We start from the raw sequence: 20,224 nt of genomic DNA, 5'->3' as shown, positions 1-20,224 counted from the left end.
GACAGCATCATCGTGGCACCGGCCACGTACCGAACCGAAGGGATCACGTGGACAAGAGCGGCGACAGCGGGTGGCCGCAGCCCGGCGCAGGGGGAACGGACCCCGGCGCCGCCCCCGACGACGGCAAGCCGAAACGCCCCGCTGATCCGGGCGGCGGCCTGCTCATGGGCCGCCCCTTCGGTGTGCCCGTGTACGTCGCGCCCAGCTGGTTCGTCGTCGCCGCACTGATCACCTGGGTCTTCGGCGGCCAACTCGACCGGGTGCTGCCCGAACTCGGCGGCGCCCGCTATCTCGTCGCCCTCTTCTTCGCGATCGCCTTCTACGCCTCCGTACTCGTCCACGAACTGGCCCACACGGTCGCCGCCCTGCGCTACAAGCTTCCCGTCCGCCGCATCCAGCTCCAGTTCTTCGGCGGCGTCTCCGAGATCGAGAAGGAGACCGAGACCCCCGGCCGCGAGTTCATCCTCGCCTTCGTCGGCCCCCTCCTCTCCCTCGTCCTCGGCGGGGTCTTCTACGGCGCGATGCAGTTCGTGGAGCCCGGCACGGTCCCCGGCGTCCTGATCGCCGGGCTGATGATCTCCAACCTCATCGTGGCCGCCTTCAACCTGCTGCCCGGCCTGCCCCTCGACGGCGGCCGGATGCTCCGCGCCATCGTCTGGAAGATCACCGGCAAGCCCATGAGCGGCACCGTCGCCGCCGCCTGGGTCGGCCGGGGCCTCGCCGTCACCGTCCTGATCGGGCTGCCGCTGCTCACCCACACCGGGGCCGTCGGCAGCGCCAACGAGGAGATCGGCGGGGTGGAGACCGTCATGGACGCCCTCCTCGCCGCGATCCTGGCCGGCATCATCTGGACCGGCGCCGGCAACAGCCTGCGCATGGCCCGGCTCCGCGAGCACCTGCCCGACCTGCGGGCCCGCACCCTCACCCGCCGCGCCGTCCCCGTCGAGTCCGCCACCCCCCTCTCCGAGGCCCTGCGCCGGGCCAACGAGGCGGGCGCCCGCGCGCTGGTCGTCGTCGACGGACAGGGCAACCCCAAGGGCGTCGTCCGCGAGGCCGCCATCGTCGGCGTCCCCGAGCACCGCCGCCCCTGGGTCGCCGTCAGCGGCCTCGCCCAGGACCTCACCGACGGCATGAAGGTCCCCGCCGAGCTCGCCGGTGAGGCCCTGCTGGACCGGCTGAAGGCCACCCCGGCCACCGAGTACCTGGTGATCGAGGAGACCGGCGAGATCTACGGCGTCCTCTCCACCGCCGACGTGGAGCGCGCCTTCGTCAAGGCCATGGCCCGCCCCGAGTCCTGAAGGCCCCGGAAAAGGGCCCCCGAAACACCGGTACGCTGGTCACATGTCTGAACCGACCGGTGCCGCCCGCCGACGTGGGCCCTTCAAGGTCGGGGACCAGGTACAGCTCACCGACCCCAAGGGACGCCACTACACCTTCACGCTCGAAGCCGGAAAGAACTTCCACACCCACAAGGGTTCTTTCCCGCACGACGAGCTGATCGGTGCTCCCGAGGGCAGTGTTGTCCGAACCACGGGAAACGTCGCCTATCTCGCGCTGCGCCCCCTGCTCCCCGACTACGTCCTCTCCATGCCCCGCGGCGCCGCCGTGGTCTACCCCAAGGACGCGGGCCAGATCCTGGCCTTCGCCGACATCTTCCCCGGCGCCCGCGTCGTGGAGGCCGGGGTCGGATCCGGCTCGCTCTCCACCTTCCTGCTGCGCGCCATCGGTGAGCAGGGCATGCTGCACTCCTACGAGCGCCGCGAGGACTTCGCCGAGATCGCCCAGCAGAACGTGGAGCGCTACTTCGGCTCCCCGCACCCGGCCTGGCAGCTGACCGTCGGAGACCTCCAGGACAACCTCTCCGACACCGACGTCGACCGCGTCGTGCTGGACATGCTCGCCCCCTGGGAGTGCCTGGAGGCCGTCTCCAAGGCCCTGGTGCCCGGCGGCATCCTCTGCGCCTACGTCGCCACCACCACCCAGCTCTCGCGCACCGTCGAGTCCATCCGCGAGATCGGCTGCTTCGCCGAACCGCAGCCCTGGGAGTCGATGATCCGCAACTGGCACGTCGAGGGCCTCGCCGTCCGCCCCGACCACCGGATGATCGGCCACACCGGCTTCCTGGTCACCGCCCGCCGCCTCGCGGACGGCGTCGAGCCGCCGCTGCGCCGACGCCGCCCCTCCAAGGGCGCCTACGGCGAGGACTACGAGGGTCCGGGCAGCCAGAGCCGCGGAGGCTCCCCCGCCGACCGCGGCTGATCCGCCCAACGAACCGGCGCCGCCGCGCAGTTCCCCGACCGACCGGGGAACTGCGCGGCGGCGCCTTCGCGTTGCCACCGGGCGCGCGCCCCGGCGCTGAAACCGGCGCACACCCCGCCGTTCCCACGGCGTGTGAGGTGTGGCACGATGCTGGCCACCCCTCGGGGGCGGGCCCACCCCACCCCGGGCTCCCAGGAACCACATGGAGACACACCGCGTGCAGACCTCCGCGCTCCCGGACCTCGCGCACACCGCCACGAAGCCGGTGCACTGGCTCGCCACGGCCGCGGCCATGGCCGGCGTCGTCGCCCTGGCCGGGCTGCTCCAGCCCCGTACGGCCACCGCCACCGCCACGCCCCCCGAGCAGCGGACCACGACCGAGCAGGGCGCCCCCGCGGCCGCCCCGGACCCGGCGAAGGTGGAGTTCCCCCTGGAGTGCGGCGGGGCCGGGACCACCGTGGCCAAGCAGGCCCCCGGAGACCTCGACGGCGACGGGCGGCCCGAAACGGTCGCCGTGGTCCACTGCGCCGCGGGATCGGGGACCCCGCCGAGCGGCATCTACGTCCTGACACAGACAGACGGGGCCGCACCCAGGGTCGTGGCGACCCTGGTGGACCCCGCCGACAAGAAGACCGTCGGTGACTTCGCCGTACGCGAGGGGCGCGTCTCGGCGACCCTGCTGGGCTACTCCTCGCTGGAGGTGCCGCGCTGCTGCCCCGACCAGGAGGAACAGGTCTCCTGGCGGTGGAAGGGCAACGCGTTCGTCCGCACCTCAGGGGACCTCGCGCGCGCTGTCTGACCGTACGGGTCAGGCCGCGTCCGGCCCGTACACCTCGACGCTGTCCTTCACGCGCCGCACATGGATGCAGTCCCCGGGGCACTCCTTGGCCGAGTCGACCACGTCCTGGAGGAGCGGCAGCGGCACCGGAGTGGTGGCCCCCGGGTCCTGGAGGAGCTCGTCGTCACCGCTCTTCACATACGCCAGGCCGTCGATGTCCAGCTCGAAGACCTCCGGCGCGTACTGCACGCAGATGCCGTCGCCCGTACAGAGGTCCTGGTCGATCCAGACCTCCAGGTCCTGCGTGTCACTGTCGCCCGGCGAGTCCTGCTGCACGGTCATGTGTCCTGCCGTTCCTGCGTATCCGAACCAATTGGAGCCAGCCCTGACGGGTGTTGAACGCTTCGACGATACAACCGGCGGCTTTCCGATGCCGAAGGGTGGGTATTCCCTTGACGTGAGGGAGAGCGCAAGGGTGAAGATCGGACACACCCCGCAGTCTTTGTGATCTAGGGGTTTCAATCACCACCCACCCAGGTAGGGTCAGGAAGCGTCCAGCTCCCCATGGAGGAGGTGAGGACCGTGGCAGCCCACGACGACGACATCAACCGCGGCATCCGGCCCGCGCGAGGGTCAGAAGACCCGGCCGGCCAGGTTGCCTATCTCGAGCAGGAAATCGCCGTCCTGCGACGTAAGCTCGCCGACTCTCCGCGTCATACGAGGATTCTCGAAGAGCGGATCGTCGAGTTGCAGACGAATCTGGCAGGCGTGTCCGCACAGAACGAGCGGCTCGCCAACACGCTCCGTGAGGCGCGTGACCAGATCGTGGCCCTCAAGGAGGAGGTCGACCGGCTCGCACAGCCGCCGGCCGGCTTCGGTGTCTTCCTACAGGCCAACGAGGACGGCACCTGCGACATCTTCACCGGGGGCCGCAAGCTCCGGGTGAACGTGTCCCCCAGCGTCGAACTGGAGGACCTCCGGCGCGGCCAGGAGGTCATGCTCAACGAAGCGCTCAACGTGGTCGAGGCCATGGAGTTCGAGCGGGCCGGGGACATCGTCACCCTCAAGGAGATCCTTGAGGACGGCGAGCGCGCCCTGGTGGTCGGGCACACCGACGAGGAGAGGGTGGTGCGGCTCGCCGAGCCGCTGCTGGACATCACCATCCGCTCCGGTGACGCCCTGCTGCTGGACTCCAGGTCCGGTTACGTCTACGAGGTGGTCCCCAAGAGCGAGGTCGAGGAGCTGGTCCTCGAAGAGGTTCCGGACATCGACTACGACAAGATCGGCGGTCTGGGCGACCAGATCGAGCTGATCCGCGACGCGGTCGAGCTCCCCTACCTGCACCCCGACCTCTTCAAGGAACACGAACTGCGACCGCCGAAGGGCATCCTGCTCTACGGTCCGCCCGGCTGCGGCAAGACGCTCATCGCCAAGGCCGTCGCCAATTCGCTCGCCAAGAAGGTCGCCGAGGTGACCGGGCAGCCCGCGGGGAAGAGCTACTTCCTCAATATCAAGGGCCCCGAGCTGCTCAACAAGTACGTCGGCGAGACCGAGCGGCACATCCGCCTGGTCTTCCAGCGTGCGAGGGAGAAGGCGAGCGAGGGCACCCCCGTCATCGTCTTCTTCGACGAGATGGAATCCCTCTTCCGCACCCGCGGCAGCGGCGTCAGCTCGGACGTGGAGAACACCATCGTCCCCCAGCTGCTCGCCGAGATCGACGGTGTGGAGGGGCTGGAGAACGTCATCGTCATCGGCGCCTCCAACCGCGAGGACATGATCGACCCCGCCATCCTGCGCCCCGGCCGCCTCGATGTGAAGATCAAGATCGAGCGTCCGGACGCCGAGGCCGCGAAGGACATCTTCGCTAAGTACCTGACCCCGTCGCTCCCGCTGCACTCGGACGATCTGGCCGAGCACGCCGGCTCCCGGCCGGCCGCCGCCCACGCCATGATCCAGTCCGTCGTGGAGCGGATGTACACGGAGTCCGAGGAGAACCGCTTCCTCGAGGTCACGTACGCCAACGGCGACAAGGAAGTCCTGTACTTCAAGGACTTCAACTCCGGCGCGATGATTCAGAACATCGTCGACCGGGCAAAGAAAATGGCCATCAAGGCATTCCTCGAACACCAGCAGAAGGGTCTGCGCGTCTCCCATCTCCTCCAGGCCTGCGTGGATGAGTTCAAGGAGAACGAGGACCTGCCCAACACCACCAATCCGGACGACTGGGCCAGGATTTCCGGTAAGAAGGGTGAGCGGATCGTCTTCATCCGCACACTCGTCACCGGAAAGCAGGGCGCGGACACCGGGCGCTCCATCGACACGGTGGCCAATACCGGCCAGTACCTGTAATACGCCGACCGGCTGCGGATGCCTGGAGGGGCATCCGCAGCCGGTCGTTTTCCCCCGTTCCGGCCACACCGGAACAATGTCGCAATTGATCTCCCCACCGGCGCAGAGGCGCTCTAGGCTCTGCGGTACCGCCGAGTCGCGCAGTGCGGTGACGGGCACCGCATACGCACCGGACAAGCAGCGGTACTTGAGCGTCGCTCCCGGAGGGGACCGACGCCGGGCAAGGAGGGCCGCATGACCGTACGGCGAGTAATGGGCATCGAGACGGAGTACGGGATCTCCGTCCCCGGCCACCCCAACGCCAATGCCATGCTCACCTCGTCCCAGATCGTCAACGCCTACGCGGCGGCGATGCACCGGGCGCGCCGCGCCCGCTGGGACTTCGAGGAGGAGAATCCGCTGCGCGACGCGCGAGGCTTCGACCTCGCCCGTGAGACCGCCGACTCCAGCCAGCTCACCGACGAGGACATCGGCCTGGCCAATGTGATCCTCACCAACGGTGCCCGGCTCTACGTCGACCACGCACACCCCGAATACAGCTCACCGGAGATCACCAACCCGCTGGACGCGGTGCTCTGGGACAAGGCCGGCGAGCGGATCATGGCCGAGGCCGCCGAGCGGGCGGCCGCCATCCCCGGCGCCCAGCCGATCCACCTCTACAAGAACAACACCGACAACAAGGGCGCCTCCTACGGCACGCACGAGAACTACCTGATGCAGCGGGAGACCCCGTTCTCGGACATCGTGCGCCATCTGACGCCGTTCTTCGTCTCCCGCCAGGTCGTCACCGGCGCGGGCCGGGTCGGCATCGGCCAGGACGGCCACGAGCACGGCTTCCAGATCAGCCAGCGCGCCGACTACTTCGAGGTCGAGGTCGGCCTGGAGACCACGCTCAAGCGGCCCATCATCAACACCCGGGACGAGCCCCACTCCGACGCCGAGAAGTACCGCCGGCTCCATGTGATCATCGGGGACGCGAACCTCTCGGAGATCTCGACCTATCTGAAGCTGGGCACCACGTCCCTGGTGCTGTCCATGATCGAGGACGCGTTCATCAACGTCGACCTCGCCGTCGACCAGCCCGTCCGCACCCTGCACCAGGTCTCGCACGACCCGGACCTGCGGCAGCTGATCACGCTCCGCAGCGGCCGGACACTCACCGCTGTCCAGCTCCAGATGGAGTATTTCGAGCTGGCCCGCAAATACGTCGACGAGCGGTACGGCGCCGACGCCGACGAGCAGACCAAGGACATCCTGACCCGCTGGGAGGACACGCTCAACCGGCTGGAGACCGACCCGATGAGCCTCGCCGGCGAGCTGGACTGGATCGCCAAGCGGGAGCTCATGGAGGGCTACCGCCGCCGCGACTCGCTGGACTGGGACGCCCCCCGCCTGCACCTGGTCGACCTCCAGTACGCCGACGTACGGCCCGACAAGGGGCTCTACAACCGTCTGGCGGCCCGTGGGCGGATGAAGCGGCTGCTGGACGAGGACGACGTCACCAGGGCCCGTACGAAGCCCCCGGAGGACACCAGGGCCTATTTCCGGGGCCGCTGTCTGGAGCAGTACGCCGACGATGTGGCGGCCGCCTCCTGGGACTCGGTCATCTTCGACCTGCCGGACCGCGACTCGCTCCAGCGGGTGCCCACCCTGGAGCCGCTGCGGGGCACCAAGGAGCACGTCAAGGACCTCCTCGACCGCTGCCGTACGGCGGAGGAGCTGGTCCGGACGCTGTCGGGCGGCTGAAAGGCGTCCGGGCGGGGAATCAATCACCCGAGGCCCGGACGTTGCACAACTACCGGGCCAAATGTCGGACCTCGTGGGTAGGGTCTGATCAAGAGCTTGATTGCTTCGAACCGAGCGGGGTGAGCTACATGGCGACCAAGGACACCGGCGGCGGACAGCAGAAGGCGACGCGTTCCACCGAGGAGGTCGAGGAGCAGGCGCAGGACGCGCAGGCGTCCGAGGACCTCGCGGAGCGCCAGGAGAAGCTGAGCGACGACGTCGACTCGGTGCTGGACGAGATCGACGACGTCCTCGAAGAGAACGCCGAGGACTTCGTCCGCTCCTTCGTCCAAAAGGGTGGACAGTAGTTCACGAGTGTGAACGCCCGGTAGCGTTCCGGGCACCTGCGGTACTCGGGGGAGACGGGGTGACGACGCCCGCCACGGCGGGCGTCGTCACCCCGCTCGCCACCCGGCGGACCCTTCGCCAGTCGCGAGCGCGGGATCCTCGCAGATCCCTCCGCCGAACATGTGGATCACTGCCCCGGGACGGGTAGGGTCCGTGGCGTACGTTGCTTCAACTGCAATTCGGCCATCGGCAAGTTGGGGGATGATCCTGACTCTCTTGCGCAGGGCCATCGCATACCTGGAGGGAAACGCGTGGAAGCCAACACTCGTAGCACCGGGCGTCTACCAGCTGCCTTCCTGACGCCGGGCTCGTCCTCGTTCATGGACTTCCTGTCCGACCAGTCGCCCGAGATGCTCCCGGGCAACCGGAGTCTGCCGCCGCTCCAGGGGGCCATCGAGGCACCGCACGGGACGACCATCGTCGCGGCGTCCTTCCCCGGTGGCGTCGTCCTGGCCGGTGACCGGCGCGCCACCATGGGCAACATGATCGCGCAGCGCGACATCGAGAAGGTCTTCCCGGCCGACGAGTACTCGGCGGTGGGCATCGCCGGCACCGCCGGACTGGCCGTGGAGATGGTCAAGCTGTTCCAGCTGGAGCTGGAGCACTTCGAGAAGGTCGAGGGCGCCCAGCTCTCCCTGGAGGGCAAGGCCAACCGGCTCTCCACCATGATCCGCTCCAACCTCGCCATGGCCATGCAGGGCCTCGCCGTGGTGCCGCTCTTCGCGGGGTACGACGTGGACCGCGAGAAGGGCCGCATCTTCTCCTACGACGTCACCGGCGGCCGCTCCGAGGAGAACGGCTACGCCGCCACCGGCTCCGGGTCGATCTTCGCCCGCGGCTCCATGAAGAAGCTCTACCGCGAGGACCTGACGGAGGAGCAGGCCCTCACCCTGGTCGTGCAGGCGCTGTACGACGCCGCTGACGACGACTCGGCGACCGGCGGCCCGGATGTGGCCCGCCGGATCTACCCGATCGTCACCGTCATCACCGACGAAGGCTTCCGGAGGCTGGGCGACCAGGAGTCCGCCGACATCGCGCGCTCCATCCTGGAACGCCGCCTGGAGCAGCCCGACGGCCCGCGCGCCGCGCTGCTCTGACCCGGACTCCGAGCCTTCCGAGATGCACTCGTCACTGACAGAAAGGGACGGATAGCCGGTGTCGACGCCGTTCTATGTCTCACCCCAGCAGGCCATGGCCGACCGGGCGGAATACGCCCGCAAGGGCATCGCCCGTGGTCGCAGCCTCGTTGTGCTGCAGTATGCCGACGGCATTGTGTTCGTCGGCGAGAACCCGTCCCGCGCGCTGCACAAGTTCAGCGAGATCTATGACCGGATCGGCTTCGCGGCCGCCGGCAAGTACAACGAGTACGAGAACCTCCGCATCGGCGGCGTGCGCTACGCCGACCTCCGCGGATACACCTACGACCGCGACGATGTGACGGCCCGTGGGCTGGCCAACGTCTACGCCCAGACGCTCGGCACCATCTTCTCCAGCGCGGCCGAGAAGCCGTACGAGGTGGAGCTGGTCGTCGCCGAGGTCGGCACCGCCCCCGAGGGCGACCAGATCTACCGGCTGCCGCACGACGGTTCGATCGTGGACGAGCACGGCTCGGTCGCGGTCGGCGGCAACGCCGAGCAGATCAGCAGCTTCCTGGACCAGCGCCACCGCGACGGCATGACGCTCGCCGAGGCGCTCAAGCTGGCCGTCCAGGCGCTCTCCCGCGAGCCGGGCGGCGGGGAGCGGGAGATTCCCGCCGAGCGCCTCGAAGTCGCGGTGCTGGACCGTACGCGGCCTCAGCAGCGCAAGTTCAAGCGGATCGTCGGCCGCCAGCTGACCCGGCTCCTCGACGCGGAAGCGGCGAGCGCCACCCCGACGGACGCCCCGTCCGACACCGAGGAGACGGACGCTCCGGAGAACCGCACCCCCGGGACCGACACCGGGAGCTCGCCCGACTCCACCGAGGAGTAGGCGGAACGCACCTCACGGATGCCCCCGGGCCCGGCCCGGGGGCATCCGTCATGCCCGGGAGGCGGGCGGCGGCGCCGTGGAGCCCCGGACGACCAGCCGCACCGGCAGGCTGCCCGTCTCGGCGGGGCGGCCGTCCAGCACGGCGAGCAGTGCCGCCATCCCGCGCTCCCCGACCTGCTCGGCTGGCAGCTGCACGGTGGTCAGCTCCGGTTCGACGGCGGTGGCCAGCGCCAGGTCGTCGAAGCCGGTGACCGAGAGGTCGTCCGGGACGCGCAGCCCGAGCCGGCGGGCCGCCTTGCAGGCCCCGGCCGCCAGGATGTCGTCGTCGCAGACGATCGCGGTGGGCCGCTCCCCGGTGACGGCCAGCGCCTGTTCGGCGGCCTCCCGCCCGGCCCGTACGTCGAGGGGCGCCCGTACCGTACGCACCGTGGCGCCCGGGACCGCGCCCGCCGCCTCCCGTACCGCCTGCGCCCGGACCGCGAACGTCCAGGTGTCCACGGCGGACGCCAGATGGACGAACCGGCGGTGGCCGAGGCCGAGCAGATGCTCCGTCACCTGCCGCATGCCGTCGGCGATGTCCAGATTCACGTGGGCCGCCGCGTCCGTCCCGGCCGGGTCGCTGTCCAGCATCACCAGCGGCAGGTCGGCCCCGTGCAGGGCGCTGAGCGCGTCGGAGGCCATGGAGGAGGCGATCACCCCGTCCAGGGCGGCGCGGGCCGAGGCGAACGGGTCCCGGGCCGGTCCGGTGCCGTCGGGGGAGGGGTAGAGCACCACGCCGAAGTCGTGCTCGGCGGCGACGGCGGCGGACCCGGTGTAGACGCGGGCGAAGAACTCGTTGGTGAGCGCGGGGACCACCAGCAGCGCGGTCCTGGTGCGGCCGAGCCGCAGATTGCGGGCGGCCAGATTGGGCCGGTAGCCGAGCTCCGCCGCACGGTCCCGGACCCGCTGGGCCGTGGCCTCGGAGACCCGGCCCGGCCACTTCTCCCCGAGCACGAGCGAGACCGTCGCCTGCGAGACGCCCGCCGCACGGGCCACGTCGCGGCTGGTGGGCCGGGGCGGGACGGGCTGGTGGGGGTCGGTCACGCGGGCCTCCGTGCGGGGTTTCCGTGGTGCCGCGAGGTGGACCCGCGAACTGCGGACATGGTACGTATGAACCTCGACGTTATACGTAAAACCTCGGGTGGTGGCAGCCGTCCGGCGGAAAGGGGCGGGAATGGCCGCGGGCTATCTGGACATCCTCCGGGCGCGGCATGCCGCCCGGCTGCTGACGGGCACCCTGGTGGGGCGGCTGCCCAACGGCACCGCGCACATCGCGATCGTGCTGTTCACCCGCGCCGAGGGCGGCAGCTACACCCTGGCCGGCGCCCTGGCCGCCGCGTACGGGCTCGCCACCGCCGTCGGACAGCCGCTGCTCGGCCGGGCCGTCGACCTGTACGGGCAGCCGCGCGTCCAGCTCCCCGCCGCCGTCCTCTCCGCCCTCGGTATGGCCCTGCTGGCCGTCGCGGGCCTCGGCTCGCTCCCTCTGGCGTACGCCGCCGTCATCGTCGCCGGAGTCGCCACACCGCCCCTGGAGGGCGGTCTGCGGGCCCTGTGGCCCAGCGTGCTCAAGCGCGAGGACCAGGTGCACCGGGCGTACGCCATGGACGCCGTGGCGCAGGAGATCATGTTCACCGTCGGGCCGCTCCTGGTGACGCTCCTCGTCTCGCTCTGGTCCCCGGCCGCCGCCCTGCTCGTCATCAACGCCATCGGCGTCCTGGGCGCGTTGTCGGTCGTCCTGTCCGAACCCTCCCGCACCTGGCGCTCCGCGCCCCGCGAGGCGCACTGGCTCGGTGCCCTGCGCTCGCCCGGACTCCTCGCCCTCCTCGGCGCGTTCTTCTTCGTCGGGCTCGCGCTCGGCTCCATCACGGTGGCCGGTGTGGCCTACGCGGACGACCACGGCCGCGAGTCGGTGTACGGCTGGCTGATGGCCGCGCTCGGCCTCGGCGCCCTCATCGGGGGACTGGGCTACGGGGCACGGCAGTGGGCCGGTGCGCCCGAGCGGCGGCTCCGCGTCATCGTCGGCCTCCTGGCCCTCGGCTACCTGCCGTTGACGCTCACCCCCTCGGTCCCCGTCATGACCGCGCTGGCCGCCCTCGCCGGAGTCTTCCTCGCCCCCGCCATCGCGTGCTCGTTCATCGTGGTGGACCGGCACGCCCCGCGCGGCACGGTGACCGAGGCGTTCTCCTGGCTCGTCACCACCTTCGGCGTCGGCGCGGCAGCCGGAACGGCCGTGGCGGGACCGGCCGTCGAGATCGGTTCCACCGCCTGGAGCTTCGGCGTGGCGGGGGTCGGCGGAGTCCTCGCGCTGGTGGTCCTGCTGGCCACGGGGAAGGTCCTGGGGGGCGTGTCGCCGATCATGGCCGCGACCCCGCCGTCGTGACCGGATCGGAAAATGATCGAAACGGTGCTGTCGAACCCGGTTTCAGCACCGGCCGTAAGGCGTAATGTTCAGTCATGGACCGCCGCATTTTCGGGCTGGAGAACGAGTACGGCGTCACGTGCACGTTCAGGGGACAGCGCCGACTGTCACCTGACGAAGTGGCGCGCTACCTCTTCCGCCGTGTTGTGTCATGGGGCCGCAGCAGCAATGTCTTTCTGCGGAACGGCGCCCGCCTCTACCTCGACGTGGGATCGCATCCGGAATATGCAACCCCCGAATGCGACAACGTGACCGAGCTGGTCACGCACGACAAGGCCGGCGAGCGCATTCTCGAAGGCCTGCTCGTCGACGCCGAACGCCGCCTGCACGAGGAGGGAATCGCGGGCGACGTCTATCTCTTCAAGAACAACACCGACTCGGCGGGAAACTCCTACGGGTGCCACGAGAACTACCTCGTCGCCCGGCACGGAGAATTCTCCCGGCTCGCGGACATCCTCATCCCCTTCCTCGTCACCCGGCAGCTCATCTGCGGCGCGGGCAAGGTGCTCCAGACGCCGCGCGGAGCCGTCTACTGCGTCAGCCAGCGTGCCGAGCACATCTGGGAGGGCGTCAGCTCCGCCACCACCCGCTCCCGGCCGATCATCAACACGCGTGACGAACCCCACGCCGACGCCGAGCGGTACCGCCGCCTCCACGTCATCGTCGGCGACTCGAACATGTCCGAGACGACCATGCTGCTCAAGGTCGGCGCCACCGACCTGGTGCTCCGCATGATCGAGGCGGGCACGGTGATGCGCGACCTGACCCTGGAGAACCCGATCCGGGCCATCCGCGAGGTCAGCCACGACCTCACCGGGCGGCGCAAGGTGCGCCTGGCCAGCGGCCGCGAGGCCTCGGCCATCGAGGTCCAGCGGGAGTACTACGAGAAGGCCGTGGACTTCGTGGAGCGCCGGGGCATCCGCACCGGCACCGTCGACCAGGTCCTGGAGCTGTGGGGCCGCACGCTGGACGCCATCGAGGCCGAGGACCTCGACCGGATCGACACCGAGATCGACTGGGTCATGAAGTACAAGCTCATCGAGCGGTACCGGGCCAAGCACAACATGACCATGTCGAACCCGCGGGTCGCCCAGATAGACCTCGCCTACCACGACATCCACCGTCGCCGCGGTCTGTTCTACCTCCTGGAGAAGAAGGGCCAGACCGCCCGCATCTGCAACGACCTGAAGATCTTCGAGGGCAAATCGGTGCCCCCGCAGACCACCCGGGCGCGGCTGCGCGGCGACTTCATCCGCCGGGCCCAGGAGCAGCGGCGGGACTTCACCGTCGACTGGGTCCACCTCAAGCTCAACGACCAGGCGCAGCGCACGGTGCTCTGCAAGGACCCGTTCCGCTCCGTGGACGAGCGCGTGGAGAAGCTGATCGCGGGCATGTGAGCGGCGCCCAGGAGGCACCTCCCGGCCGGCCGTCGTACGACAGGGCCCCGTACGTTCCTCGTACGGGGCCCTGTCCACGGCCTAGAGTGGTCGGACTCAACCACAGTGCCCCCTGAGATCTGAGGAACCAGTGCGCCGAATTGCCGGCCTTCTCGTCGCCCCCCTCCTGCTGCTGTCGGCAGTGGCCTGCGGCAGCGACGACAAGGCCTCCGACTCCGCCTCGTCCAAGAACGGCGTGCCCGCGATCACCGCGGGAGCGAAGTTCGGCGAGAAGCCCACCCTCTCCAAGGGCAAGGGAGACCCGCCCAAGGAGCTGAAGACCGAGGTCATCAGCGAGGGTGACGGTGCGAAGCTCAAGAACGGCGACGCGATCCAGGTCAACTACCTCGGTCAGTCGTGGGACTCCGACAAGCCGTTCGACAACAGCTTCGACCGCAAGCAGCCCTTCGACCTGACGCTCGGCGCGGGCATGGTCATCCAGGGCTGGGACAAGGGCCTCGTCGGCCAGAAGGTCGGCAGCCGCGTCCAGCTGGTCATCCCGCCGGAGCTCGGCTACGGCGAGCAGGGCCAGGGCGACATCAAGCCGAACGCCACCCTCGGCTTCGTCGTCGACATCCTGAAGGCGACCCAGATCCCGGCCTCCGCCAAGGGCACCGAGGTCGCCCAGGACAGCATCGACCTGCCCAAGGTCGGGACGAACGACGACGGCAAGGCGCCGAAGGTCACCATCCCCAAGAGCGACCCGCCGAAGAAGCTGGCCTCCAACTACATCCTGGAGTCCGACGGTGAGGTCATCAAGGAGACCGACAGCGTCGTCGTGAACTACGTGGGTCTGATCTGGAAGGATGCCAAGGAGTTCGACTCCACCTACGCCCAGGGCAAGACCCAGACCTTCCCGCTGGCCCAGGTCACCCTCAAGGGACTGAAGGACGGCCTGATCGGCAAGAAGGTCGGCAGCCGCGTGCTTCTGGTGATCCCGCCGGACCAGGCCTTCGGCGACCAGCAGCAGCAGGCCATCCCGAAGAACTCCACGCTGGTCTTCGCCGTGGACGTCCTGGCCAAGATGTAACGCCTCCTGACCAGGATGTAAGACTGTCCCGGTTGCCCAGTTCACCATTCAGAGGAGCAGTTCAGTGAGCATCGAGAAGCCCGAGATCGACTTCCCGGGTGGCGAGCCGCCGGCCGACCTGGAGATCAAGGACATCTGGGAGGGCGACGGCCCCGTCGCCAAGGCCGGCGACAAGGTCAAGGTCCACTACGTGGGCGTGGCCTTCTCCACCGGCGAGGAGTTCGACGCCTCCTGGAACCGCGGCGCGCCGCTGGCCTTCCAGCTCGGTGTCGGCCAGGTCATCTCCGGCTGGGACCAGGGCGTGCAGGGCATGAAGGTCGGCGGCCGCCGCCAGCTGACCATCCCCGCGCACCTCGCGTACGGCGACCGCGGCGCGGGCAGCGCGATCGCCCCGGGCGAGACGCTGATCTTCGTCTGCGACCTGATCTCGGTCTGATCCGTTCCGGTCGATGAGGGCCTCCACCGCTCGGTGGGGGCCCTCACCGCTGTCCGGTGCACGGTCCCGCTTTGGCCCGGACACCCCGGGGCGGTACGGTCGACGGTCGTAGAGCACAAGAGAAAGGGCGTCGATGGCGATTGCCAAGGCCGAGCGGTTGATGAACCTCGCGCTGTGCCTGCTGGGGACCCGGCGCCCGCTCAGCAAGCGCGAGCTGCGCGGCTCCATCGAGGCCTACCTCGAAGCGGGCTCCGACGACTCCTTCAACCGGATGTTCGAGCGCGACAAGGACGATCTGCGCGAGCTCGGCCTCGTCATCGAGACCGTCGAGAACCTCGACGGCGACACCGGCTACCTGGCCCGCCGCGACAGCAACCGGCTGCCCCCCATCACCCTGGACGCCGAGGAGGCCGCCGCCCTCGGCCTCGCCGCCAAGGTCTGGCAGCAGGCCCGCCTCGCCGGGGCCGCCAGCGGCGCGCTCCAGAAGCTGCGGGCGGCCGGGATGCCCGAGGCCGAGGACGCGTACGAGGTGCACAGCGCCCTGGAACCCCGTATCCCCGTCCACGAGGCGGCCTTCGAGCCCCTGATGCTCGCCTGCCGCGACCGCCGCCCGGTCACCTTCGACTACCGCAAGGCCAACTCCGCCGCCCCCGTCCAGCGCCAGGTCGAACCCTGGACCCTGGAGTGCTGGCGCGGCCACTGGTACCTCGCGGGCTGGGACCGGGGCCGTGGCGCCGAGCGCGTCTTCCGGCTCTCCCGCATCACCGGCAAGGTCCGCTCCCGCGCCGGAGCGTTCACCGCCGAGGTGCCCGACGTCGTCACCGTCCGCGAGACCGTCGAGAGCTGGGCCGGCGAGACCGCCACCCGCACCGCCCGGATCAGGCTCCGCGCCGGATCCGGCTACCCGCTGCGGTCGCGGGCGATATCGGTCCATGAGCGCGGCGACGGCTGGGACGAGCTGGAGATCCCGTACGGACACGGTCTTGACGCCTGGCTCGTCGAGTTCGGGCCGGACGTCGTCGTGGAGGAACCCGCCGATCTGCGGGCCGATGTGGTGGACCGGCTCCGAGCCGTGGCCAAGGACTAGGGGAACGTACCGATGGCCACGAACGCGATCGACCAGACCCGCCGGATGCTCTCCCTGGTGACGTACCTCCGCGAGCGCCCCGGCGCCCACGTCCAGGACGTGGCCCGGGCCTTCGGGATCACCGAGGACGAGCTGATCTCGGACCTCGACGTGCTGCCCATGTGCGGGACCAGCTTCCGGGGCGGCGACCTCCTCGACATCGACACCGACGGCGACCGGATCTGGTGGCACAACCCGGACGACGTCGCCGAGCCGCTCCGCCTCGCCGCCGACGAGGCCACCGCCCTGCTGGTCGCCGCGCGCGCCGTCGCGACCCTGCCCGGACTGCGTGAGAGCGACCGGCAGGCGCTGGTCCGGGCCACCGCCAAGCTGGAGACGGCGGCGGGGGAGTCCGGGGCTGCCAGCTCCCGGCTCTCGGTGACCTTCGAGGCGGAGGGCGGCGTCTTCGCCGACGTCGACCGGGCCATCTCCGAGCGCCGCCGCCTCTGGCTGCGCTACTACTCGCCCGCGCGCGACGAGCTCACCGAGCGCGAGGTCGACCCGATCCGGCTCTTCGCCGTCGGCCACACCTATATGGAGGGCTGGTGCCGGCTCTCCGAGGCCCGCCGGACCTTCCGGCTGGACCGGGTCGCCGAGATCCGCCTCCTCGACGCCCCCGCCGCACCGCCCGAGCTGGAGCTGCGGGACCTCTCCGAAGGGCTGGTCCAGCCCGCGGCCGAGGACCCCGAGGTCGTCATCGAGGTCGGCACCGGCGGCCGCTGGGTCGCCGAATATTATCCGCACGACTCCGCCGAGGAACTCCCCGACGGCGGGCTGCGGATCACCCTGCGCACCCCCGACCCGGCCTCGCTGCGCCGCCTCGCCCTGCGCCTCGGCGGCGAGGGCCGCATCGTCGCCCCGCCGGAGCTCGCCGAGAGCGCCCGGACGGCGGCCCGTGAGGCGCTCGCCGCCTACGACACGGTCTGAGCGGGGCCCGGAGCGGAGAACGAGATGCACCCGACGTACCTCATGCCGGTCGCCCCGACCGGGACCGCCGTCCGCACGGGGCGGGGCGCGATGACGGACGGCCGTAGCGGTTCGGTCGCGATGACCGGCGGCCGTACGGGATCGGCCGCCACGCCCACCGCGCGTACGGAATCGGCCGCGACGGCCGACGGCCGTAACGGGTCGGTCGCCACGCCCACCACACGTACGGGGTCGGTCGCTACGTCCACCGGGCGCACGGGACCGGCCGCGACGACCACCGCGCGTACCGGATCGGCCGCCGCGCCCATCACACGTGGACGGTTGGCCGCCGAGTCCACCGGCGCCGCCCCCGCCCGTAGCGGGCCGGTTCCGGTCCCCGTGCCCGCTGCCGTGCGGTTCCGGGCCGCCTGCCCCGACTGCCGCGGGCGCTTCGAGCTCGCGGCGGGCGCGCTGCGGCTGGTGATCGGCGCCAGCCGCAGCACCACCTTCTACACCTTCACCTGCCCGGAGTGCGCCGCGCCGGTCCGCAAGCCCGCCGGGGAGCGCATCATCGAACTGCTCACCGGCGGCGGCGTACGGACCCTGCGTCTGCACGCCACCCCGTAGTACCCCCTAGCGCCCCGTAGGAAGAGGCACCGCCGCATGTTCTGGCCCATGCTCGCCATCGCCCTGGGATTCCTGGGGGTCGCCGTCCTCGGCGTCCTCGGCATCAAGGTCTTCGTCGAGGCGCAGCGCCTCGGACGTCAGGTCACCACCACCACCGAGCGGATCAACCGGGCGTCGGAAGACCTCGAACGGGCGGCGACGCGCCTCGCGGCCACCGGCGACAGCCTGCGATAACAGGCCTGCGGCCTGATGTTCGACGGCCCCGAAGGGTACGCTGCAAGGGACGGCCCAGGCAGGGAGGTGCGGGCCGCAAGCCGTAGGACGCACGGGCATTGCCTCGCGTTTACCCCTGCGGGTTACGATCGCTGCCAAGCGCAACGATCGGACGTATGCCCGGTCGAACGGGTAGCGAGCCCACCCTCCAGCCGCCTCAGTGAGAAGGAAGTCGCACATGATCGGCAATCTGAAGCCCCTCGAGATCGTTCTGATCATCGCCGTCATCCTGCTGCTCTTCGGTGCCAAGAAGCTTCCCGACATGGCGCGTTCGCTCGGCAAGTCGGCCCGCATCCTCAAGAGCGAGGCCAAGGCGATGAAGAAGGACGACGCGGCGACCGCCACGCCGACGACGGAGACCGTCGCGGACCCGGCACCCCCGCAGTCCACCACCGCGCGCACCATCCAGGCCGCTCCGGGGGACGTCACCAGCTCCCGCCCGGTCAACGAGACCAACCCCACCACCCAGAGCTGACCGCTGACGCGCTCCGCCGACAGCCGCCGCACGAGACGAGGGAAGTGGGTTGCTCAAGTCTGCCCGCAAGCAGGAGAAGGACGACGAGGGGCGGATGCCTCTCCTCGATCACCTGCGTGAGCTGCGTAACCGGCTGCTGAAGGCCGTGCTGGCGATCGTCGTCGTGATGATCGTGGCGGCGTTCTACCAGAAGGAGATCTACGAGTTCCTCCTGGCCCCCATCCAGGACTCGGTCGGCTGCAAGAATGGCGTCGTCACCACCGTCGACGGCAAGTCCTGCGCGCTGCTGAAGACCGACACCCTCATCGGGCCGTTCACCAACGCGCTCAAGGTCGCGCTGATGTCCGGTGTGCTGCTGGCCACCCCGATCTGGCTGTACCAGCTGTGGGCCTTCGTCGCCCCCGGGCTGCACAAGGGCGAGAAGCGTTACGCCTACGCCTTCGCCGTCGTCGGCGCACCGCTCTTCCTGGCCGGCGGCTACCTCGCCTACGCGATCCTGCCGCAGACCGCGGAGATCATGCTCGGGTTCAGCCCCGACGACGTGCAGAACCAGATCGGACTCGACAGCTATCTGGATCTGCTCGTCCGCATGGTGATCGTCTTCGGGCTCGCCTTCGAGCTGCCCCTGCTGCTCATCGCACTGAACATGACGGGCGTCATCTCCGGCAGGCGGATGCTCGGCTGGTGGCGCGGCATGATCGTCGGCCTGACGGTCTTCGCCGCTTTCGCCACCCCCGGTGGCGAGCCCATCTCGATGCTGCTGCTGGCCGGTCCGCTCGCCCTCCTCTACTTCATCGCCGTCGGCTTCTCCCTGCTGAACGACAAGCGCCGCAACCGCAACAACCCCGACGCCGAGCTCGGCGACGACGAGGCCTCCGAGCTGGACCTGACCCCCGAGCCGGTCGGCGGGATCGAACCCGTGGCGGCCCCGCGCAGGGCGCTGCCGGAGCAGGCGTCGGGCGAGTCGGAAGGCTCCCGTTCGCACCGGCTCAACGGTTACGACGACATCACCTGACCTTGTAGGGTCCGGAAGGGTGACCAGCGAGATCACCCTCTTCGTCAATCCCACCGCAGGAGGCGGCCGGGGCGCGCACGCCGCGCAGCCGGCCGCTTCCGCGTTGCGGGACGCAGGATTCTCCGTCCGTACGGTCCTCGGTGAGGACGCCGACGACGCCCTGCGCCGGGCCCACGAGGCCGTGGCGGCGGGGACCGGGGCGCTGATAGCCGTGGGCGGGGACGGGCTGATGTCCCTCGCCCTCCAGGCCGTCGCGGGGACGAGCACGCCGCTGGGCGTCGTCGCCGTCGGCACCGGCAACGACTTCGCCCGCGCGCTGGGCCTGCCGGTCCGCGACCCGGCCGCCGCCGGAGCGCGGGCCGCACGGGCGCTCAAGGAGAGCGGCCACCGTGACATCGACCTCGGACGGGTCGGGGAGCGCTGGTTCGGCTCCGTCCTCGCCTCCGGCTTCGACTCCCGGGTCAACGACCGGGGCAACCGGATGCGCTTCCCCGGCGGCCGGTTCAAGTACGACCTCGCCATCCTCGCGGAGCTGGCCGCCTTCGCCCCGATCCCGTACCGGATCCGGCTGGACGGGGGAGCGGCCCGCGAGATCGAGGCCACGCTCATCGCGGTCGGCAACGGCACCACGTACGGCGGGGGCATGCGGATCTGCGCCGGTGCCGAGATGGACGACGGCCTCTTCGACGTGACCGTGGTGGGGGAGTGCTCCCGCGCCACCCTCCTCAAGGTGTTCCCGAAGGTCTACAAGGGCACGCACCTGAGCCACCCCGCCGTCACCGTCCACCGGGTCTCCACGATCGAGCTGGCCGCGGCCGGTGTCACGGCGTACGCGGACGGTGAACCGCTGGGCGCGCTGCCGCTCACGGCGGCCTGCGTGCCGGGCGCCGTACGGGTGCTGACAGGGCCAAGAGCCGGGGGGATTTAAAGATCGGGCTGACTGTCGGAGGTGACG

At 70.2% G+C, this 20,224-nt stretch carries 20 protein-coding genes and 2 pseudogenes; 20 read left to right on the top strand and 2 right to left on the bottom strand.

Features of this window, described 5'->3' with window-relative positions; translation table 11 throughout:
* Positions 1-47 precede the first annotated feature (47 nt).
* The 3 genes from GTY67_RS04665 (at position 48) to GTY67_RS04655 (ending at position 3,058) form a co-directional block, all read left to right on the top strand.
* The gene (locus GTY67_RS04665) at positions 48-1,298 is read left to right on the top strand and encodes a site-2 protease family protein (RefSeq protein WP_161277865.1); all 1,251 of its coding nucleotides are present in this window, start codon (positions 48-50) and stop codon (positions 1,296-1,298) included.
* A 43-nt stretch (positions 1,299-1,341) separates the two neighbouring features.
* Entirely contained in the window at positions 1,342-2,259 is a 918-nt protein-coding gene (locus tag GTY67_RS04660; protein ID WP_093691602.1) for a tRNA (adenine-N1)-methyltransferase, read from the top strand.
* Positions 2,260-2,476: 217 nt separating this feature from the next.
* Positions 2,477-3,058, top strand: coding sequence for a hypothetical protein (locus GTY67_RS04655; protein ID WP_161279953.1), 582 nt, complete (start codon positions 2,477-2,479; stop codon positions 3,056-3,058).
* Between the two features lie 9 nt (positions 3,059-3,067).
* Here GTY67_RS04655 and GTY67_RS04650 read toward each other — a convergent pair whose 3' ends face one another.
* On the bottom strand, positions 3,068-3,379 hold the full coding sequence (locus GTY67_RS04650) for a ferredoxin (protein WP_093691604.1): 312 nt from the start codon (positions 3,377-3,379) through the stop codon (positions 3,068-3,070).
* A 240-nt stretch (positions 3,380-3,619) separates the two neighbouring features.
* On the opposite strand from GTY67_RS04650, the gene arc reads away from it, so the two are divergent.
* The 6 genes and pseudogenes from arc (at position 3,620) to prcA (ending at position 9,487) form a co-directional block, all read left to right on the top strand.
* Positions 3,620-5,386, top strand: coding sequence for a proteasome ATPase (gene arc, locus GTY67_RS04640; RefSeq protein WP_093691606.1), 1,767 nt, complete (start codon positions 3,620-3,622; stop codon positions 5,384-5,386).
* A gap of 234 nt (positions 5,387-5,620) precedes the next feature.
* The gene (dop, locus tag GTY67_RS04635) at positions 5,621-7,132 is read left to right on the top strand and encodes a depupylase/deamidase Dop (protein ID WP_093691608.1); all 1,512 of its coding nucleotides are present in this window, start codon (positions 5,621-5,623) and stop codon (positions 7,130-7,132) included.
* 128 nt (positions 7,133-7,260) lie between these two features.
* A complete protein-coding gene (locus tag GTY67_RS04630; RefSeq protein ID WP_003970166.1) occupies positions 7,261-7,479 on the top strand; it encodes a ubiquitin-like protein Pup in 219 nt (72 codons plus the stop codon).
* 153 nt (positions 7,480-7,632) lie between these two features.
* Positions 7,633-7,819, top strand: a pseudogene (locus tag GTY67_RS34770) (endonuclease domain-containing protein); the annotation flags it as partial.
* Positions 7,771-8,616, top strand: a complete 846-nt coding sequence (gene prcB, locus GTY67_RS04620; RefSeq protein ID WP_030570217.1) for a proteasome subunit beta — start codon at positions 7,771-7,773, stop codon at positions 8,614-8,616. The pseudogene GTY67_RS34770 and the gene prcB, both read left to right, overlap by 49 nt.
* A 58-nt stretch (positions 8,617-8,674) precedes the next feature.
* Entirely contained in the window at positions 8,675-9,487 is an 813-nt protein-coding gene (gene prcA, locus GTY67_RS04615) for a proteasome subunit alpha (RefSeq protein ID WP_161277864.1), read from the top strand.
* A gap of 48 nt (positions 9,488-9,535) precedes the next feature.
* Here prcA and GTY67_RS04610 read toward each other — a convergent pair whose 3' ends face one another.
* Positions 9,536-10,570 carry a LacI family DNA-binding transcriptional regulator gene (locus GTY67_RS04610; protein ID WP_161277863.1) on the bottom strand — a complete coding sequence of 345 codons (1,035 nt, stop codon included), beginning with the start codon at positions 10,568-10,570 and terminating at the stop codon, positions 9,536-9,538.
* Between the two features lie 130 nt (positions 10,571-10,700).
* Here GTY67_RS04610 and GTY67_RS04605 point away from each other — a divergent pair.
* The 11 genes and pseudogenes from GTY67_RS04605 to GTY67_RS04555 all read left to right on the top strand — a co-directional run bounded on the left by GTY67_RS04605 (position 10,701) and on the right by GTY67_RS04555 (position 20,197).
* Positions 10,701-11,971 (top strand): annotated as a pseudogene (locus tag GTY67_RS04605) (MFS transporter).
* A 9-nt stretch (positions 11,972-11,980) separates the two neighbouring features.
* On the top strand, positions 11,981-13,342 hold the full coding sequence (pafA, locus tag GTY67_RS04600) for a Pup--protein ligase (protein ID WP_030114134.1): 1,362 nt from the start codon (positions 11,981-11,983) through the stop codon (positions 13,340-13,342).
* Positions 13,343-13,472: 130 nt separating this feature from the next.
* The gene (locus GTY67_RS04595) at positions 13,473-14,411 is read left to right on the top strand and encodes an FKBP-type peptidyl-prolyl cis-trans isomerase (protein WP_093691616.1); all 939 of its coding nucleotides are present in this window, start codon (positions 13,473-13,475) and stop codon (positions 14,409-14,411) included.
* A gap of 64 nt (positions 14,412-14,475) precedes the next feature.
* On the top strand, positions 14,476-14,847 hold the full coding sequence (locus tag GTY67_RS04590; RefSeq protein ID WP_093691618.1) for an FKBP-type peptidyl-prolyl cis-trans isomerase: 372 nt from the start codon (positions 14,476-14,478) through the stop codon (positions 14,845-14,847).
* A 133-nt stretch (positions 14,848-14,980) separates the two neighbouring features.
* On the top strand, positions 14,981-15,934 hold the full coding sequence (locus GTY67_RS04585) for a WYL domain-containing protein (RefSeq protein ID WP_015607505.1): 954 nt from the start codon (positions 14,981-14,983) through the stop codon (positions 15,932-15,934).
* Between the two features lie 12 nt (positions 15,935-15,946).
* The gene (locus tag GTY67_RS04580) at positions 15,947-16,900 is read left to right on the top strand and encodes a WYL domain-containing protein (protein ID WP_093691622.1); all 954 of its coding nucleotides are present in this window, start codon (positions 15,947-15,949) and stop codon (positions 16,898-16,900) included.
* A 321-nt stretch (positions 16,901-17,221) separates the two neighbouring features.
* Positions 17,222-17,506, top strand: a complete 285-nt coding sequence (locus GTY67_RS04575) for a hypothetical protein (protein WP_161279952.1) — start codon at positions 17,222-17,224, stop codon at positions 17,504-17,506.
* A 36-nt stretch (positions 17,507-17,542) separates the two neighbouring features.
* Positions 17,543-17,740: a hypothetical protein gene (locus tag GTY67_RS04570; RefSeq protein WP_093691624.1), complete on the top strand. Its 198-nt coding sequence runs from the start codon at positions 17,543-17,545 to the stop codon at positions 17,738-17,740.
* Positions 17,741-17,957: 217 nt separating this feature from the next.
* Positions 17,958-18,254 carry a Sec-independent protein translocase subunit TatA gene (gene tatA, locus GTY67_RS04565; RefSeq protein WP_093691626.1) on the top strand — a complete coding sequence of 99 codons (297 nt, stop codon included), beginning with the start codon at positions 17,958-17,960 and terminating at the stop codon, positions 18,252-18,254.
* A 49-nt stretch (positions 18,255-18,303) separates the two neighbouring features.
* Positions 18,304-19,269 (top strand): twin-arginine translocase subunit TatC, encoded by a 966-nt coding sequence (gene tatC, locus GTY67_RS04560; protein ID WP_161277862.1) that lies wholly within the window; start codon positions 18,304-18,306, stop codon positions 19,267-19,269.
* A gap of 19 nt (positions 19,270-19,288) precedes the next feature.
* Positions 19,289-20,197 (top strand): diacylglycerol kinase, encoded by a 909-nt coding sequence (locus tag GTY67_RS04555; protein WP_161277861.1) that lies wholly within the window; start codon positions 19,289-19,291, stop codon positions 20,195-20,197.
* Positions 20,198-20,224: the final 27 nt, after the last annotated feature.

This window comes from Streptomyces sp. SID8374, from assembly GCF_009865135.1.
Lineage (GTDB): Bacteria > Actinomycetota > Actinomycetes > Streptomycetales > Streptomycetaceae > Streptomyces.
This window is presented reverse-complemented; position numbering and strand designations above follow the sequence as displayed.

Excerpts from the sequence above, each read along its gene's own strand:
- GTY67_RS04570 (WP_093691624.1), top strand. The coding sequence starts at position 17,543 with ATGTTCTGGCCCATGCTCGCCATCGCCCTGGGATTCCTGGGGGTCGCC.
- dop (WP_093691608.1), top strand. The coding sequence starts at position 5,621 with ATGACCGTACGGCGAGTAATGGGCATCGAGACGGAGTACGGGATCTCC.
- GTY67_RS04650 (WP_093691604.1), bottom strand. The coding sequence starts at position 3,379 with ATGACCGTGCAGCAGGACTCGCCGGGCGACAGTGACACGCAGGACCTG.
- pafA (WP_030114134.1), top strand. The coding sequence starts at position 11,981 with ATGGACCGCCGCATTTTCGGGCTGGAGAACGAGTACGGCGTCACGTGC.
- GTY67_RS04660 (WP_093691602.1), top strand. The coding sequence starts at position 1,342 with ATGTCTGAACCGACCGGTGCCGCCCGCCGACGTGGGCCCTTCAAGGTC.
- tatA (WP_093691626.1), top strand. The coding sequence starts at position 17,958 with ATGATCGGCAATCTGAAGCCCCTCGAGATCGTTCTGATCATCGCCGTC.
- GTY67_RS04630 (WP_003970166.1), top strand. The coding sequence starts at position 7,261 with ATGGCGACCAAGGACACCGGCGGCGGACAGCAGAAGGCGACGCGTTCC.
- GTY67_RS04580 (WP_093691622.1), top strand. The coding sequence starts at position 15,947 with ATGGCCACGAACGCGATCGACCAGACCCGCCGGATGCTCTCCCTGGTG.
- GTY67_RS04585 (WP_015607505.1), top strand. The coding sequence starts at position 14,981 with ATGGCGATTGCCAAGGCCGAGCGGTTGATGAACCTCGCGCTGTGCCTG.